Raw genomic sequence first — 14,939 nt, forward strand, 5'->3', positions numbered from 1 at the left:
AAAAATTAAGTCAATAAACACAACGCTGGAAGTCTAGATCTGAAATCTGACATCTGGTATCTAAAAAAAGAAAAATGGCAAAACGTACAGATATAAAAACAATTTTAGTAATCGGTTCAGGCCCAATTATTATTGGTCAGGCGGCCGAATTTGATTACGCGGGAACGCAGGCTTGTCTGTCTTTGAAGGAAGAAGGCTACAAGGTAATTTTGATTAACTCAAACCCTGCGACGATTATGACGGATGTTGAAATCGCGGATAAAGTATATATCGAGCCGATTTCACTTCAGTTTGTAAGTCATATCATCAGAAAAGAGCGTCCGGATGCACTTTTACCGACTCTTGGAGGTCAGACTGGTTTGAATATGGCGGTAGAATTGGAAAAATCAGGAATTCTTGAAGAATGTAAAGTTGAAGTTTTGGGAACGAAGCTTTCAGCGATCAACAGAGCGGAAGACAGAGATTTGTTCCGTGAGTTGATGAGAGAACTGAATGAGCCGGTTCCGGAATCTGATATCGTAAACACGGTAGAAGGAGCATTAAATTTTGCTGACAATATCGGATATCCTGTTATTGTTCGTCCGGCTTTCACCATGGGTGGAACAGGAGGGGGTATCGCTTCCAACGAGGTTGAATTGAAAGAAATCGCTGAATTAGGATTAAAACACAGCCCGGTAACCCAGTGTTTGATCGAAAAATCAATCGCAGGTTTCAAAGAAATTGAATATGAAGTAATGCGTGATGCAAACGACAACGCAATTGTGGTTTGTAACATGGAAAATATAGATCCGGTTGGAGTCCATACAGGGGATTCAATCGTTGTGGCGCCTTCTCAAACGCTTTCAGACAGAGAGTATCAGTTGTTGAGAAACGCTTCATTAAAGATCATCAGAGCTCTAGGAATTGAAGGAGGATGTAATGTACAGTTGGCATTAGACCCGCATTCATTCAACTACTATATCATCGAGGTAAACCCTAGAGTATCCCGTTCATCAGCTTTAGCAAGTAAGGCAACAGGGTATCCGATTGCAAAGATTGCAGCAAAAATCGCAGTAGGTTTAACGCTTGATGAAATCATGAATCCGGTTACAGGAAAGACTTACGCTTGTTTCGAGCCGGCTTTGGATTATGTGGTAACTAAATTCCCAAGATTCCCATTCGATAAATTCGAAACGGCGGACAGAAGATTATCAACCCAAATGAAAGCGACGGGTGAAGTAATGGCGATCGGAAGAAATTTCGAGGAGTCTTTACAGAAAGCCATCCGTTCATTAGAAACAGGGATTAAACATTTAGGTTTAAAAACCAAACAGGCTGCAGCTTTAACGGCTGAAGAAATCGAAAGAAGAATCAGAATTTGTGACGACGAAAGATTGTTCATCATTGGTGATGCTTTAAGAAGAGGATACGACTGGGAACAAATCGTAGAATGGAGCAAAATCGATAAATTCTTCATCTGGAAATTAAAGAAATTAGTTGATTTCGAAAAGACAATTGCGGAGAATAAATTCAACAAAGAAACTTTAATTGAAGCGAAAAGATTAGGTTTTGCAGATGTAAATATCGCAGTTCTTTGGGACGTAACGGAGCGTGAAGTTTTCAACTTCAGAAAAGAAAATGGGGTGATGCCAGTTTACAAAATGGTAGATACCTGCGCCGCAGAATTCGAATCTGAAACGCCATATTTCTACGGAACTTACGAAGAAGAAAACGAAAGTGTTGTTTCAGATAAAGAAAAAATCATCGTTCTAGGTTCTGGACCAATCAGAATCGGACAGGGTGTTGAGTTTGATTACGCAACGGTTCACTCGGTTTGGGCAATCAAAGAAATGGGTTACGAAGCGATTATCATCAACAATAACCCTGAAACGGTTTCTACAGACTTCTCCATTTCAGATAAATTATACTTCGAACCTTTAACGGAAGAAGATGTCATGAACATCATCGAGCTGGAAAAACCAAAAGGTGTTGTAGTACAGTTCGGTGGTCAAACAGCGATTAACTTAGCGGATAAATTGGCTTCTCACGGAGTTCAGATTTTAGGAACAACTTTGGAAGATCTAGACAGAGCTGAGAACAGAGATAAGTTCGAAAAAGCGCTTCAGGAAATGCAGATTCCACAGCCTTTAGGAAAAACTTCGACTTCAAAAGAAGAGGCGATAAAAATTGCCAACGAAATAGGGTATCCGGTATTAGTTCGTCCGAGCTACGTTTTGGGAGGTAGAGCAATGGAAATTGTATACACGGAAACAGAACTGGCGCATTACATGGAAAATGCGGTGGAAGCAAGCCCGGAACACCCGGTTTTGGTTGACAAATACATGGTTGGAAAAGAGGTTGAAATTGATGCCATCTGCGACGGTGAAACAGTAGTAATTCCAGGGATTATGGAGCACATCGAAAGAGCGGGAGTACACTCCGGAGACTCGATTGCGGTATATCCTCCACAGAATATTTCACAAAAAGAAATTGAAACTTTAGTTGATTATACAAAGAGATTGGCAAAAGGATTAAACGTGATCGGTTTAATGAATATCCAATACGTTCTTTTCGACGGAAATGTGTATGTAATCGAGGTTAATCCAAGATCATCAAGAACGGTTCCTTTCTTGTCTAAAATCACGGATGTTCCAATGGCGAACCTGGCTACAAAGGCAATCTTAGGTCAGAAGTTGAAAGATCTAGGTTACGAAAGCGGATTGGTTCCGAATAAAGAAGGAGTATATGTAAAAGTTCCTGTGTTCTCTTTCTCAAAACTAACGAAAGTTGACATCTCTTTAGGCCCTGAAATGAAGTCTACAGGAGAGGTTATGGGTAAAGATACAACACTTGAAAAGGCTCTTTACAAAGGACTGGTTGCGGCAGGAAGAAAAGTTCCGATGCACGGTTCGATCCTGTTCACGGTAGCAGATAAGCACAAGCAGGAAGCTGCTGATCTGGCGGCGAGATTCCATGAAGTTGGTTTCAGAATCTGGGCAACAGAAGGAACGGCAAAATTCTTCGAAGAAAAAGGAATTCCTTGCAAAATAGGCTACAAAATAGGAGAGGAAGATGTAAACCTGATTGATCTGATCCAAAAAGGGAAGGTTCAATATGTTGTCAACACGACTACAAAAGGAAAACAAGCCGAAAGAGACGGTTTCCAGATCAGAAGAATGAGTGTGGAAAACGGTGTTCCTTGTTTAACATCAATGGATACAGTTGAAGCCATTCTAAAAGTAATCGAAAGCATGAGTTTCAAAATGGAAACAATGTAATTTTCGGATTAAAATATTTTTAAAACGCATCTTTTTAAGGTGCGTTTTTTATTTTATAGTATGGCTAAAATTTATAAATTAGAAAAAACAAATGGCTAGTTTAAACAAATGAGTAATGCTATAAGATTAATAATTTTTTCACTTAGTACCCTGCTAATTTCCTGCAATCAAACAAAAAAGCAAAAACTAATTGATGATAAGATTTTAAGATCAAAACTTTCTGATTCGATAAATAAACTTTCTGATAAACCAGCTTTTAAAGTTGATGCAAAAGTGAAAACTTTGATTCTGGATTATAATGCGATTTCCTGTAGTTGCGCACAGTGGAGCGAATCGAAATCAAATAAAAAAGAATATTACTGGCTAGAACCTGCCAATGAACAATTAATAAATGCAGATCATTTATTTAATGGGAGAAATTTACCAATACAAATTAAAGTAACCGGTCAGATTGTGAGTGAAAATGGATTTCCTAAACAAAATACTTTATCAAAAGTAGGTGAAAATGAAGCTGGAAAAGTCTTTCGGTATACAAATATTGAAGTACTTAAAAAGTAAATCTTCATAGATGATCTACAAAAAGTTCGCTTTGTGAAAATTAATTTTTTAGAGTGAATTTATTAAATTAGTTTTGAAATTATAATTTAGATTCAAATATAGTGGGGAAATATAATATCAAAAAATTACCAAAAGGGTTCCGGTTCTTATTGAATTTGAAAGAGATTAAAGAAATAGAAAGCTATGCTGATCTCAAGTTTACAAATGTTACTTATGGCAGCTTGGCAAATTCAAAAACATTTAATGATGAATCATTTTTTCAAAGCAGTTTTCGGGGTTTTTCAATTCAAGGCTTAAAAAAAGGATCAATCTGGGAATTTAGTTTATTACAAAAGGGATTTAGAGATGAATTATTACCTGAAATTTATGAAGTAGACATCAAAAAAACGATAAAGGAAAAAATAAAAGATTATCTGAATAAAATTTATTATTCCCAAGAAACAGACTGTTACAATAACCCACAGCTTTGGTGTTTGATTTCTATAATTCAAAATAAAGCTGATATATCATGGACTGAATTAAAATAAAAATATGCCAACACAAAATTTCTCCTACACATTCACTACATCAAAGCCTATTGATAAAGTTTTCAATATTTTGATTGATCCACAAAAATGGTGGTATGGTTTACACAATGAAATCATTACCGGAAAATCGGAACAGCTAAACGATATATTTATTTTCGATGCCGGAAACGGGGTGCATCATACCAAGCAAAAACTGATAGAAGTTATTCCGGACAAAAAGATTGTTTGGGAAGTTACGGACAGCAATCTGACTTTTGCAAGTAAGGCGGATGAATGGACGGGAACGAAAATTGGTTTTGATATTTCTACGAAAGATAATCATACACAGGTTGTATTTACCCATAATGGACTGACTCCCGAATTTGAATGCTATGAAGGCTGTTCAAGTGCCTGGACGCAATATTTGGAAAAGCTGGAAAAAGAGCTGAATTAACTGAATAAAAAACCAATCAAAACTATATCCATGAAAGAAATTTTATTATTCTTAGTAGCACCTCTAAGTGTATTTTTTTGTAATACGGCATTTATTAACAACAAAATAAAAGCTTATGAAAGAGTATAAAGTAAGGTCAAAAAAAATGTTAACTTTCGAATTGGTTGAAAATGAGATACTTATCGGTACGCTAGTGTATAAAAGCTGGTTCAAGTTCAATGCTGACATCGAAACTTTAGGTTCTAAATATCAAATCGAACCCAAAGGCTTTTGGGGAACAACCATTGAACTCAAAGAAGGTGAAAAAATACTTTTAAAATTCAGAATGAACTGGAATGGAGAAATTGTGATTCAAACCTATTTTAATGAAGTAAAAAGTGGATATATTTTTAAACATAGAGGCATTTTCAAAGAATCATTTGTACTTGCAGATCAAACCGGAACTGAGCTTTTGGTAATGAAGCCCGATTTGAAATGGAATACAATGAATTATGAATACCATATTACTACTTCAGACATTTTCGATACCTTTTCAGAGAAAGAAATATTGCTAATGATTGCTTTGCATTGCGCCAATTATTATATGTCGATGATAACAGCGGGAATGTGAACCGATGTAAATGAATATGGTTTTTAGATAAACCTGATTTTAATTAAATATTTTTCTGTGGATTTTATTAAAACACTACTTGAAGCAGATCTTTTTCAGGATAAAAAGATCATTCAGCGGTATCAGTTTCTCAAAGTAAAAGATGAAACAGACACCAATATTTATTTTATTGAAAAGGGAAGTGTCAGAATCTTTATGATGGACGAAAATGAAGAAAGAATCATCCGTTTTGGATATTCTGGAAATATTATTGTTTCGTTAGATTCGTTTTTATCGGGAAAGTCTTCTGATCTGTATATTCAAACCATAAAAAAAACAGAAGTTAGAATAGCTTCAAAGAAAGATTTTTATCAATTTATACATTCCAGCGATGAGCATCTTAAACTTTGGATTTTAGTATTAGAAGATTTGGTAATGCAACAACTTGAAAGAGAAAAAGACCTGCTCATTAATTCTCCTCAGGAACGATTTGAAAGAGTGCTGAAAAGGAGTCCGCAGCTTTTTCAGGAAATTCCACAAAAATATATTGCCAACTACCTGAGAATGTCTCCCGAAACTTTATCAAGACTCAAAAAATCTTGAGTTCAGTCAATATTTAACTGAGCATTAAAAGGGAAATTTGTACAAAAAATAATAATGAAAATCTCTTCCTATCAATTAATTGTTGATTTAAAAAATATCACCCAGGAAAATCTTCAGTCTGCAGAAAACCTATTACAGAAATCAGATCATGAACTTAATTATCGAACGTCGCAAGAAAGCTGGAGTGCTTTAGAATGTTTTGAACATCTTAATCGGTATGGGAATTTCTATATTCCCGAGATCAGGCGGAAAATTGTATCCTCTAGGACCTCTTCCAATCCATTTTTTATGCCGGGAATTTTAGGAAACTATTTTGCTAAAAGTATGCTTCCCAATGAAAAAGTAAATAAAATGAAGACTTTTAAAAGCATGAATCCTATTCATAGCTAGCTAAGCAAAAATGTTATTGTTGAATTCATCAAACAGCAGGAACAGATGTTAGATTTACTAAAAAACGCTCAAAATGTAGATTTAAACAAAACAAAAACCGGTATCAGTATTTCATCACTGATTAGGCTTAAGTTAGGAGATACATTCAGATTTGTAATTTATCATAACCAAAGACATGTTCAGCAGGCGAAAAGAGTTTTAACTAATTTATAATTCCTAGATTTCCGGATTTTGTTTAACTTTAATTCAATGGAAATCATATATCGAAAAACCATAGAAACTCCGCTCGGAACAATGTTTGCCTGCGCTGTTGAAGAAGGAATATGTCTGCTGGAATTCACAGACAGGAAAAATATGGAAAAGCAATTCAAATCCCTGTCTAAAACTTTAAACGCTGAATTTGTTGAAAAAGAACATAAACATTTTCAGCAACTGGAAGGAGAACTGGCAGAATACTTTGAAGGAAAAAGAGAACGGTTCGAAACCCCTTTATTCATTACAGGAACCGATTTTCAGAAGAAAGTCTGGCAGTTACTGGCAGAGATTCCAATGGGAATAACAAGAACCTATAAACAGCAGTCGGAATTTCTGGGAAATTTAAAGGCAATTCGGGCAGTTGGAACGGCAAACGGGATGAATAAAATTGCCATTCTGATTCCCTGTCATCGTGTAATTGGCTCCAATGGCGAATTGGTCGGTTATGCAGGAGGAATCTGGAGAAAACAAAAATTATTGGAACTGGAGAAGGCTATTTTGTTTTGATTTTGTAATTTTAAACAAAAATTTACACGTGAAAAAGTTACTATTTGCACTTTGCATATCAACATCAGTTTTCAGTTTTGCTCAGGATTATTCGGTACCGGCAGTAAGTCCGCGTCAGAAGGTAGAGCAGCAGTTTTCAATGTCTAAAATCACCATCGATTACGGAAGACCGGGAGTGAAGGGGCGTAAGATTTTTGGAGATCTGGTTCCTTATGGTCAGGTTTGGAGAGCAGGAGCGAACTCATCAACAAAAATTACTTTCGGACAGTCGGTAAGCTTCGGAGGAAAAGTGGTTCCTGCAGGAACATATGGATTATTTATTGTTCCAACAGAAAAAGAATGGAAGGTTATCTTAAATAAAGATTTTCAGCAGTGGGGAGCTTATACGTATGATCCAAAACAGGATGTGGTAGATGTTACCGTTCCGGTGAATAAACTTGCGGATAAACAGGAGTGGTTTGAAATTACTCTAAATCCTATCGATGAAAATACCGGTAATTTAGTGATTAAGTGGGATACTTCCGTGGCTGAAGTAAGCTTAAAACCTTCAAAATTGGATGCCGTGATTAAAATTTCGGACAAATTGAAAGAAATTAAAAAAATTGAGTCGGATGCCGCAAAAGCTAAAAGCTAAAATAGCTCTGATTTAAATTCAATATTTACAGATGAAATTTTCTATACAAACCATTTTAGAAAATCAGGAATACCAATTAATCCCCTTACAGCAAGGGGATTTTGAATCTCTATACGACGTGGCTTCAGATCCTGAAGTCTGGCTACAGCATCCGAATAAAGACCGTTACCAGCGGGAGGTTTTCGAAAACTTTTTTAAAGGGGCAATAGAAAGTAAAGGAGCTTTTAAAATTATTGAAAAATCAACCGGAGACATTTTAGGAAGTACAAGGTTTTATGATTTTGATGAAAATAACAACAGTATTTTCGTTGGATACACATTTTACGGAACTAAATCCTGGGGAAAAGGAATTAATCCCCAGATAAAAAAAATGATGCTAGACTATATCTTTCAGTTTGTGGATATTGTTTACTTCCATATCGGAAAAGAAAATTTCCGTTCACAAATTGCATTAGAACGACTTGGGGGACAAAAAATTTCGGAACAGGAAGTTGCCTATTTCGGAGAGCCGGCTAGAACTAATTTTGTTTATGAAATCAAAAAAGGAAACTGGATATGAAAAAATATAAAATTCAGCAATCTCCGTTTGTAGTTCCTACAAAGGATGGAAAGCTAATAGAAGAACATTGGGGACACTCAACGCAGAACCCTAATATTTCAATTGCTCATATGGTAGCGCCCCCGGATTGGAGCGAGCCACATCAAACTCCTGAGTTTGATGAATTTACCATCATTGTTTCAGGAAAAAAACAGTTTGAAATCGACGGAGAAATTGTAGTTCTTGAAAAAGGACAAAGTATTTTAGTTGAAAAGGGAGCGAGGGTTCGGTACAGCAACCCATTTCCTGAGTCCTGCGAATATATTTCCATTTGTCTTCCTGCATTCTCTATGGAATTGGTGAACAGGGAAGAAGAAGGTGTTGACTAAATTATGGCAACATAAATTTTGTCCAAAGTAGTCCTTTGTCATTCTGAAAGCAGCGAAGCGAATTGAAGAATCTATCTTAATCATCTTAATTTCTAAATGAACTTAATGGTTAAAATTAAAAAATAGAGGTTCTTCCTTTCGTCAGAATGACAAAGAGACTAATTATTTTGTTATTTTAAAATCTCTTTCAGGAACATTAATGTATGGTTCCAGGCTCTTTTTGCCATGATTTCATTATAATCCGGTGATTTCGGGTCTGTAAAAGTATGTTTTGAGTGGGCATAGGTGATGATCTGCCAATCAGCATTTCCTTCATTCATTTCCCTGATCAGATTGTTGTAATCTTCAGGCGTTACACTTTTATCATCTGCCGGATTTTCCACCAGAATTTTAGTGCTGATCGGACCATTTTTCCTGGCCTGATCTTTCCCGATACTTCCATGAATGGAAACAACGCCTACAACAGGCAGGCTTGCTCTTGCGGATTCAAGTGCTCCGGTTCCCCCGAAACAATATCCTATCACTGCAATTTTATTTGGAATTGCCCCATTTTTTTTCAATTGTTCCAAAGCCAATGTTATTCTTTTCTGATAGGCTTCATAGTTTTGCTTGTAATATCCCGCAGCTTTACCTGCAGCAGCGTTGTCAGCAGGAATATTTCCTTCCCCGTAAATGTCTGCAATAAAAGCAATATATCCTTGTTTTTCAAGTTCTGCGGCAGCTGTTTTTGCTTCATCGTCAATGCCTTTCCAAGCCGGAAGAACCAAGACTCCTGGAAGTTTTTTACCTGCGTTGGAAGTTACCAGCCCGTTAAGTTTTTGCGAACCGTCCTGATAAGCAACCGGTTTAAGATTTTGACTGAAAATTGTCCCTGAAACAATGAGCAATGCTGAGGATAAGATTGATCGTACCATATTTTGTAATTTTAGTAATGAGAGTGGAGTGTAATGACAAGAAGATCTTTGAATTATAATAAAATCCTCATCTAAATTAATAAAAATAACTCATAATGAAGATGATATTCAGATTAAAACTGAATGCCTAAATCGATCAATTCTTTTTCTAAATTGGTTTCAGTAGTAATATGAACTGTTTCAAAACCTAATGACCGCGCTGTTTCAATATTTTTTAGACTGTCATCAATAAAGACAGATTCCTGAGGCTTAAGGTTATATCTTTCTAACAAAACATACCAGATTTCAGGATCGGGTTTAATTAATTTCTCAGTTCCCGAAACCACGATCTTTCCGTCAAATAATTGAAAAAAATCATAATTTTCCAAGGCATAAGGAAACGTTTCTTCAGACCAGTTGGTTAATCCAAATAAATGATAATGAGTTTTTGCAAGCTTTCTCAACACTTCCACATTCTGGGGAATATCGCTTTTCAGCATGGTGGTCCAGTTGTCATAATATGCTCTGATTTCCTTTTCCCAATCCGGAAACTTTTTTACCTGGACTTCTGTTCCTTCCGAAAGTGATCTCCCTCTGTCCTGTTCTTGATTCCATGCAGACTGGGTAACATTTTCCAAGAAATATTCCATCTTTTCATCATCATTAAAATAATCTTTGAAAAAATACCGGGGATTCCAGTCCATCAAGACACCTCCGAAGTCAAATATGATGTTTTTTATTTCCATAGTAAATTCTGAATATTAGAAAAGTTATTCAGGTCTGTAAAATTGATATTGTTCATTTTCATAATAGGCATTGATGTGCTGTAAACCATTGGTTAAAATGATTTCTCTGGCTCCGATAATGGAGTTGTATCTTGCCGTCTGTTCAAATGTTTTTTCGGTTAATTTAATATGGGGAGCTTTACATTCCACCAGAATTATAGGCTCTGTTTTTTCAGTGATTAACAGATCGACTCTTTTAGTTAATCCGTTCAGAACAATTTTTTTTTCAGTAATTAAAGCTGAGGTTGAATAAGATTTTACTGTAAGATAATAATGAATCCAGTGCTGACGGACCCATTCTTCGGGAGTGAGCAAAAGATAGGTCTTTCGAACTAAATCATAAATAAAAAACTTATCTTTGTCTTTCTTGAATTTAAAATCAAAAGTTTCCTGAAAATTCAGTTTTGGAAGTTCCATTTATAAGATGAAAGAATTAGATTTAATCCTCAAAAATATTAAAAATAAAGAAGTTTTACCTATTTATTTTTTCCACGGAGAAGAACCTTACTTTATAGATCTTGCGGTAAAAGCCTTAGAACACGACTTTTTGAATGAAGATGAAAAAGCATTCAACCAAACAGTGGTATACGGAAAAGATACCTCTTATCAGGAAGTTCTTTCGCTGGCAAGACAGTTTCCGATGATGGGAGATAAGCAAGTAATCATTGTAAAAGAAGCGCAGGATTTAAAATTAAATGAGGAGGAAAACAGAATTTTGGAAGCTTATGTAACGAGTCCTGTTCCATCTACCGTGCTGGTTTTTGCCCATAAACATAAAAAATTAGACAGCAGAAAAAAAGTAACGAAAGCGTTGGATAAAGCCAATGCGCTATTTTTAAGTGAGTCCATCAGAGAAAATAACCTTCCGAAATGGATTGCTGATGAATGCATTGCTTTAGGGGTCAAAACGGCTCCCAATATTTCTCATCTTTTGGCAGAATATCTTGGTAATGACCTTTCCAGAATTGCCAATGAACTGAATAAACTTAAAATCATTCTTAAAGAAGGGGAAGTACTGGACGGAAAGATCATTGAAGACCACATCGGAATCAGCAAGGAATATAATGTTTTTGAGCTGCAAAAAGCTTTGGGAACAAAAAATGCCAATGCAGCATTCAAGATCGCCCATTTTATGGGGAAAAATCCTAAGAACAATCCTTTTGTGATGATGCTGGCGAGTTTATATAATTATTTCTCTAATGTCATTATTTACAATACAATGGCGGGCCAGTCGCCACAGACAATTGCTTCTCAAATGGGAGTAAACCCGTATTTCATCAAAGACTATGCAGAATCGGCAAGATTGTATCCTTTAAAGCATGCTACAAGAGTGATTTCTATTCTAAGAGAATTCGATATGAAAGGAAAAGGATTGGGAGCGGTCAATATGAGCGAGGCGGAACTTATTAAAGAGCTGGTTTACAAAATTATTAATGTTGATAAGATTAAGATGAAAGTGTAATTTGGTTGATGGTTGATAGTTTACAGTTGTTGGTTTATTGAATTTTATTTACCATCAACTAACAACCAACAACCAACAACTAGCAACCGCTATCGAAATTCAACATATTAGATATTGACAACTATCATTAAAATAACTTTAAATTAACAGTAAAAATCACGAAATTAGCGCACGTTAATTTTATAATCTTTTGAAAAGCAAATTATGGAGCAAAACATTTTAGATTGTGTGATCGTTGGATCTGGACCTTCTGGTTTCACAGCGGCAATTTATGCAGCAAGAGCAGACCTTAAACCTGAATTGTATACAGGTCTGGAACCAGGTGGACAATTGACTACAACCACGGAAGTAGATAACTTCCCGGGTTACCCAGCGGGAATTACAGGTCCTGAAATGATGATGGATTTGCAAAAACAGGCAGAAAGATTCGACACAAAAGTTCATTACGAGATGATCACCAAAGTTGAATTTTCTAAAGAAGTAGGAGGTATTCACAAATTATATGCAGGAAATAAAGAGATTTTTGCAAGAACAGTGATTATTTCTACAGGAGCTACTGCAAAATATTTAGGGCTGGATGACGAAAAAAAATACAATGGAGGAGGAGTTTCTGCTTGTGCAACATGTGACGGATTTTTCTACAGAGGTAAAGATGTTGTAGTGGTAGGAGCAGGAGATACGGCGGCTGAAGAAGCAACTTATCTTGCCAAATTGTGTAAAAAAGTAACGATGTTGGTGAGAAAGGATGAGTTCAGAGCTTCAAAAGCAATGATTCACAGAGTTCAGAACACACCTAATATTGAGGTGAAATTTCACCACGAGTTAATTGGTATTGAAGGGGAAAATAATCTGGTAGAAAGAGCAGTAGTGATTAATAACCAGACTCAGGAAAAATCTACAATCGATGTTCACGGAATTTTTATTGCAATTGGTCACAAACCCAATACAGACATCTTCGTAGGGCAAATCAATTTAGATGAAAACGGATATATTGATACTGAAAAAGGTTCTTCAAGAACAAACCTTCCGGGAGTTTTTGCAGCGGGAGATGTTCAGGATCATATCTACAGACAAGCGATTACCGCTGCAGGAAGTGGTTGTATGGCTGCAATGGACGCTGAAAAGTATCTGGCAGAATTACATTAATAGCAAATTAGTTTTTACAACATAAAAAACGCATCTTTCGGGATGCGTTTTTATTTTTAGAGTCTTGGTTTCTTCTCTATCCATGGTTTATGAAAATAATTAGTTTGATTTATAGTTTATTATTAAGTTTTGTTAAAATTTATATGGAAAATATTTTGAGGGAATTAAAAAACATTCTATATTTGCACCACTGAAAACGACGATATAATCGGAGTTTATGGAGAGTTGGCAGAGTGGTCGATTGCGGCAGTCTTGAAAACTGTTGACTGTAACAGGTCCGGGGGTTCGAATCCCTCACTCTCCGCCAGGTTAGAAACCAAAATAAGCTAAAACGCTGTAAACATTGATGTTTACAGCGTTTTTTGTTTTAGCGCAGGTATCAAAAAAAACCAAAATAGGTCATGATTTATATGTCCTATTTCGTGTCCCATTCAAAAAATTATAAAAATGGGTCACGAAAAATCAAGGAAAGCCCGACCAATAGGTAGTCTAACGATTGTACATCTTGCAAAAAGTGGTAACAAAAAGTAAATTATTAATCAATTAAAGTTATCACACAATGAACAAAACATTCAACCTGCTATTCTTTATCAAAAAGAATAAAATCAGAACAAACGGAACCGCTCCCATCTACTTACGAATTACGATAGACGGTAAGGCAGCAGACATTGCCGCCAAAAGATATATCGACCCGAAGAAATGGGATGTTAAAGCACACAAGGCATTGGGTAATTCGCAAGAAGCCAAAACACTGAATCTCTATCTTAAAACTTTGGAACAGAAAGTTTACGATTTCCACTACCTGATGCTGAAAGAAGAAAACTTTGTAACTGCAGAGAGTTTAAAATCTAAACTGCTTGGAACTGACATTGAGCAAAGAATGCTTATTCCGATATTTCAGGAGCATAATGACAAAGTGGAAGCTTTAGTCGGTCAGGATTTTGCCCCAGGAACATTGGAGCGCTATAAAACATCTTTAAAGCATACCCAGGAATTCATTAATTGGAAATACAAAGTTTCTGATATCGACATCACGCAAATCGATCACGGTTTTATCAGTGATTATGACTTCTGGCTCCGCAGTGTAAGAAAATGTGGAAATAATACCGCTGTGAAATACCTCAAAAATTTCAAAAAGATCATCCGTTTGTGTATGGCGCACGGCTGGATCACCAAAGATCCTTTTCTGGGTTACAAAGCAAAGATCAAAGCTGTTGAACGTCCCTATCTTACCAAAGACGAAATTCAGATGATCTATGAAAAGAATTTTGCATCAGATCGATTGAATCAGGTTCGCGACATTTTTCTTTTTAGCTGCTACACCGGCTTGGCTTATGTGGATGTCAAGCAATTGTCTAAGTCTAACATCAACGTCGGGATTGATGGTGACCAATGGATTTTTACCCACCGTCAAAAGGCCGATACCTCAACCAGAATTCCATTGTTGCCTGTGGCTCAGGAACTGGTTTTAAAATATGAGAACCATCCACAATGTGTCAATTCGGATGTTCTTTTTCCTGTTCTAAGCAATCAGAAAATGAATTCTTACCTCAAAGAAATTGTGAGTGTCTGTGGAATCAATAAAGATTTGACCTTCCATATAGCTAGGCATACGTTTGCTACTACTATTACATTATCCAATGGTGTTCCAATTGAAAGTGTTAGCAAAATGTTAGGACACACAAATATTAAAACTACACAACAATATGCGAAGATATTAGATAAGAAAGTAAGTGATGATATGACGATTTTACGAAATAAACTGCAGCACGTAAGTAGATTTTAAGCTAAATTAGATAAAAACATAATTTGTTTAGTCCTGTTAAGTGATTTTAACCAGTGTATTTTCAAACACTTTTATAGATGATTTGGTTCAATTAAGTCAAATTAAAAATGAATAACATCCCTCCAATTTATCAAACAAATCTATTAGATTTTTGTTTTAATGTCATTTAGTTTTCAACACTTGTAGA

At 35.9% G+C, this 14,939-nt stretch carries 18 protein-coding genes and 1 tRNA gene; 16 read left to right on the forward strand and 3 right to left on the reverse strand.

Annotation, left to right across the window (positions count from 1 at the left end; all coding sequences use genetic code 11):
• Window positions 1-74 precede the first annotated feature (74 nt).
• The 12 genes from carB (at window position 75) to CLV73_RS01625 (ending at window position 8,680) form a co-directional block, all read left to right on the forward strand.
• Window positions 75-3,257 (forward strand): carbamoyl-phosphate synthase large subunit, encoded by a 3,183-nt coding sequence (carB, locus tag CLV73_RS01575; protein WP_100375151.1) that lies wholly within the window; start codon window positions 75-77, stop codon window positions 3,255-3,257.
• 108 nt (window positions 3,258-3,365) lie between these two features.
• A complete protein-coding gene (locus tag CLV73_RS01580) occupies window positions 3,366-3,815 on the forward strand; it encodes a hypothetical protein (RefSeq protein ID WP_100375152.1) in 450 nt (149 codons plus the stop codon).
• Window positions 3,816-3,970: 155 nt separating this feature from the next.
• On the forward strand, window positions 3,971-4,342 hold the full coding sequence (locus CLV73_RS01585) for a hypothetical protein (RefSeq protein WP_157798693.1): 372 nt from the start codon (window positions 3,971-3,973) through the stop codon (window positions 4,340-4,342).
• 4 nt (window positions 4,343-4,346) lie between these two features.
• On the forward strand, window positions 4,347-4,775 hold the full coding sequence (locus CLV73_RS01590) for an SRPBCC family protein (RefSeq protein WP_100375154.1): 429 nt from the start codon (window positions 4,347-4,349) through the stop codon (window positions 4,773-4,775).
• A gap of 115 nt (window positions 4,776-4,890) precedes the next feature.
• Window positions 4,891-5,385 (forward strand): hypothetical protein, encoded by a 495-nt coding sequence (locus tag CLV73_RS01595; RefSeq protein ID WP_100375155.1) that lies wholly within the window; start codon window positions 4,891-4,893, stop codon window positions 5,383-5,385.
• Between the two features lie 57 nt (window positions 5,386-5,442).
• Window positions 5,443-5,967, forward strand: coding sequence for a Crp/Fnr family transcriptional regulator (locus tag CLV73_RS01600; protein ID WP_100375156.1), 525 nt, complete (start codon window positions 5,443-5,445; stop codon window positions 5,965-5,967).
• A gap of 54 nt (window positions 5,968-6,021) precedes the next feature.
• Window positions 6,022-6,357 carry a hypothetical protein gene (locus CLV73_RS19185; protein WP_317044596.1) on the forward strand — a complete coding sequence of 112 codons (336 nt, stop codon included), beginning with the start codon at window positions 6,022-6,024 and terminating at the stop codon, window positions 6,355-6,357.
• 27 nt (window positions 6,358-6,384) lie between these two features.
• Entirely contained in the window at window positions 6,385-6,570 is a 186-nt protein-coding gene (locus CLV73_RS19190) for a DinB family protein (RefSeq protein WP_317044615.1), read from the forward strand.
• A 36-nt stretch (window positions 6,571-6,606) separates the two neighbouring features.
• Window positions 6,607-7,119, forward strand: a complete 513-nt coding sequence (locus CLV73_RS01610) for a methylated-DNA--[protein]-cysteine S-methyltransferase (RefSeq protein ID WP_100375157.1) — start codon at window positions 6,607-6,609, stop codon at window positions 7,117-7,119.
• A gap of 28 nt (window positions 7,120-7,147) precedes the next feature.
• Window positions 7,148-7,753 (forward strand): DUF2911 domain-containing protein, encoded by a 606-nt coding sequence (locus tag CLV73_RS01615; RefSeq protein ID WP_100375158.1) that lies wholly within the window; start codon window positions 7,148-7,150, stop codon window positions 7,751-7,753.
• Between the two features lie 31 nt (window positions 7,754-7,784).
• On the forward strand, window positions 7,785-8,312 hold the full coding sequence (locus CLV73_RS01620) for a GNAT family N-acetyltransferase (protein WP_100375159.1): 528 nt from the start codon (window positions 7,785-7,787) through the stop codon (window positions 8,310-8,312).
• Complete coding sequence (locus tag CLV73_RS01625) at window positions 8,309-8,680, forward strand: cupin domain-containing protein (RefSeq protein WP_100375160.1); 372 nt, start codon at window positions 8,309-8,311, stop codon at window positions 8,678-8,680. The genes CLV73_RS01620 and CLV73_RS01625 overlap by 4 nt, the downstream gene beginning before the upstream one ends.
• Window positions 8,681-8,850: 170 nt before the next feature.
• Here CLV73_RS01625 and CLV73_RS01630 read toward each other — a convergent pair whose 3' ends face one another.
• The 3 genes from CLV73_RS01630 to CLV73_RS01640 all read right to left on the reverse strand — a co-directional run bounded on the left by CLV73_RS01630 (window position 8,851) and on the right by CLV73_RS01640 (window position 10,775).
• Entirely contained in the window at window positions 8,851-9,594 is a 744-nt protein-coding gene (locus CLV73_RS01630) for a dienelactone hydrolase family protein (protein WP_100375161.1), read from the reverse strand.
• Between the two features lie 113 nt (window positions 9,595-9,707).
• Entirely contained in the window at window positions 9,708-10,319 is a 612-nt protein-coding gene (locus CLV73_RS01635) for an HAD family hydrolase (RefSeq protein ID WP_100375162.1), read from the reverse strand.
• Window positions 10,320-10,343: 24 nt separating this feature from the next.
• Window positions 10,344-10,775 (reverse strand): type I restriction enzyme HsdR N-terminal domain-containing protein, encoded by a 432-nt coding sequence (locus CLV73_RS01640; RefSeq protein WP_100375163.1) that lies wholly within the window; start codon window positions 10,773-10,775, stop codon window positions 10,344-10,346.
• Window positions 10,776-10,782: 7 nt separating this feature from the next.
• On the opposite strand from CLV73_RS01640, the gene holA reads away from it, so the two are divergent.
• The 4 genes from holA to CLV73_RS01660 all read left to right on the forward strand — a co-directional run bounded on the left by holA (window position 10,783) and on the right by CLV73_RS01660 (window position 14,752).
• Window positions 10,783-11,820, forward strand: a complete 1,038-nt coding sequence (gene holA / locus CLV73_RS01645) for a DNA polymerase III subunit delta (RefSeq protein ID WP_100375164.1) — start codon at window positions 10,783-10,785, stop codon at window positions 11,818-11,820.
• 204 nt (window positions 11,821-12,024) lie between these two features.
• Window positions 12,025-12,966 (forward strand): thioredoxin-disulfide reductase, encoded by a 942-nt coding sequence (gene trxB, locus CLV73_RS01650; RefSeq protein WP_100375165.1) that lies wholly within the window; start codon window positions 12,025-12,027, stop codon window positions 12,964-12,966.
• A 219-nt stretch (window positions 12,967-13,185) separates the two neighbouring features.
• Window positions 13,186-13,273 (forward strand) — tRNA-Ser (locus CLV73_RS01655).
• Between the two features lie 252 nt (window positions 13,274-13,525).
• Window positions 13,526-14,752 (forward strand): site-specific integrase, encoded by a 1,227-nt coding sequence (locus tag CLV73_RS01660; RefSeq protein ID WP_100375166.1) that lies wholly within the window; start codon window positions 13,526-13,528, stop codon window positions 14,750-14,752.
• Window positions 14,753-14,939 lie beyond the last annotated feature (187 nt).

This window comes from Chryseobacterium geocarposphaerae (assembly GCF_002797535.1).
Classification (GTDB): domain Bacteria; phylum Bacteroidota; class Bacteroidia; order Flavobacteriales; family Weeksellaceae; genus Chryseobacterium; species Chryseobacterium geocarposphaerae.